This is a genomic window from Leptolyngbya cf. ectocarpi LEGE 11479, assembly GCF_015207065.1.
Classification (GTDB): domain Bacteria; phylum Cyanobacteriota; class Cyanobacteriia; order Phormidesmidales; family Phormidesmidaceae; genus Leptothoe; species Leptothoe ectocarpi.
In genome coordinates, this window is the sequence record NZ_JADEXP010000572.1 from 1 (window position 1) to 2,237 (window position 2,237).

1 protein-coding gene and 1 pseudogene are annotated in these 2,237 nt (G+C 39.7%); both read right to left on the reverse strand.

Annotated features, from left to right (window positions below):
- A pseudogene (locus IQ260_RS30030) lies at positions 1 to 478 on the reverse strand (hypothetical protein); the annotation flags it as partial.
- A 25-nt stretch (positions 479 to 503) separates the two neighbouring features.
- Entirely contained in the window at positions 504 to 2,036 is a 1,533-nt protein-coding gene (locus IQ260_RS30035; protein ID WP_193996714.1) for a DUF1822 family protein, read from the reverse strand.
- Positions 2,037 to 2,237 lie beyond the last annotated feature (201 nt).

Sequence of the window (2,237 nt, forward strand, 5' to 3'; positions counted from 1 at the left end):
CATCAGGATAATCTTCTAAAAGGTCCCAAACCTGCCAAGGTAATTTTCCAAAAAAAGTATTTTCAGATTGAATGATCAAGCGGGTGTCATCAGTTCCTTTAGCAAGTTCTTCTCTAAGATTTTCTCTAATCCTAGACCAGCCACTTTCTGATGCCTGTAACCATTCTCGGAGACAGCTTTCTAGTCTACGAGCACTTTGACGGCAGACGTCAAAACCTTCAAGGGTAGTGCGATTGGTTGTAATACTTTCATCAATTTCCCAGTCATCAGCTCCTCGGCTTGCACCAGAAGAATTAAAGGTTAAACTTCGAAAACTTTGCGACCACAGAGTGTGAAGGCCTTCAAGATCGGAATTTCCTGGTAACCTGCCTTGAATTTCTCTAGAAGGAGGAGCGTCATCTGGGCAAATTTGTAGAGTCACCTCAAACCCTTCTTTAAAGTTGCCTGTGCCTATCTTTAAAACAGCTGCCTTTCCCATTACCACACTATTGAAAGAACTCAACCTAGGTAATAAAGCTCTCAGTTATAGATTTATCTCTCAAAGAAATCTTTACCCTAAAAGAACTTCTCACTGGAGGACTAAACCTAAGCTGAAGCAACTTATCTTGTCTCTGCTCATCACCTCTTGCTTCTACTTCTAAACCTGGTATCACATTTTCATCTACTCCTGAAAAAACGCTTAGTTTTAGTCCAGGCGGCAAATTCTGGTTTTTCTCAGCGGCAAGAACCTTTAAAAATATGCCTAAGCTGTTATTAGTCTTAGGAATAACAGCAACAACTAGTAGAAGCTTTTGATTAGATAAATTTATACCCAGATCAATTAATCGTGCTTTGCGAACGCTAGCTTTAGGATTGCCAGGATCTAACTTACCTAAACTAAAAGCTGCTTGCCACCGAGTTTCTTCATCTTTAGTTGCATCCAGCAGATGAGTTAACGCGTTGATAGCTTCTTGCTGACCACCACCAATCTCGCCTAAAACTCCAGCCGCTTGTCGACGGATCTCTTCAGATTGATTTGTCCTCAAAAGCTTGAGAACAGAGTTGATTTCGTTCTTAGACGTATCGATAACACTCTCCGGTTCTCTTCTCGATGAATTAGGAGTCCCTCTAATAGGGATAGCTTCGGAACTCGAAAAATAGAATTCAAGAGCTTGCCAGCCTTTTTCAAGAAAATGTTCAGTTTGAGCAGCAGCCGTTGTTAACCATTTCCTTAAATTGACGTCTGAAAATTCTTTTTTGCGATCTAAAAGTATCTTTTGAGCTTGAGCTTTTTCACTGGTAATACCAACGCGTCTTTCATAAAGCTCTTGTCTTAGTTCCTTATTTTCAAGCAATGCAGCCCATGCTTGAAAACTCAAATCCGGATGTAACCTTGGCGAATAACAATCCTTATCTGATAACTGGTCTATCAACTTTTTTATATCAGACTGAGTGAACTTAGGTGTTGCTTTAACCCCCTCCTTAACAACCAAATCTAACGTCATCTGCATGACTGTTAAGTCCTCAATCAACTTATCTGTTGCCAATGTATATGACCTTTGCTTATCGCTATAATGAGCTGCTTGTCTTAGCTGTTGATGGGTGGTAAATCCCCATATATTTACCCAATCCTTATCGTCTTCGCCCTCAACCACCACCTGCAATGCTACATAGTAATTTCCAGACCAACTCGGAATATTTATCCATTCCTGAGGGACTTCCAATTCCTCAAAAATATTTTTTTCATTAGGAATCAGGATCACACGCTGGTTGCCCAGAGCTATCCCAGTTCCATTAACCACTTCCCAAATGGTGGGCAATTCTTTTTCATTTGGCCAAATTGAAATTCTTAAATCAGGTTCTTCTTCCAGCCATTCTTCCAGCCAAGCTTTAAAAGTATAGGTACAAATATAATTAATATAAGCATTATATTGAGCTGTCACGTTAGAATGGCACTGCTTTGCTTGTTGCCAGGCTTGAGTCTTTAAGTCAGACGAAATTTCCAATTGTACTGGACCCAAACTATTCAAACCCACCTCTAGAATACTTGATGACATTATGACCTCACTCAGCGAACATAAACGTTAATCTTAAAGGAATGCAAACTCTGAAGAGTAGATGCCTATATCTAATAAAGGTTCTGAAAATCAAGTGATCAGATACTCATTTAAGAGTCTTTGGAGGATGGCCGCATCCAACTCACTTTCTCTGGAAATATTTTGACATTCACAAATTGAATTCATAGACTCTCCATAATG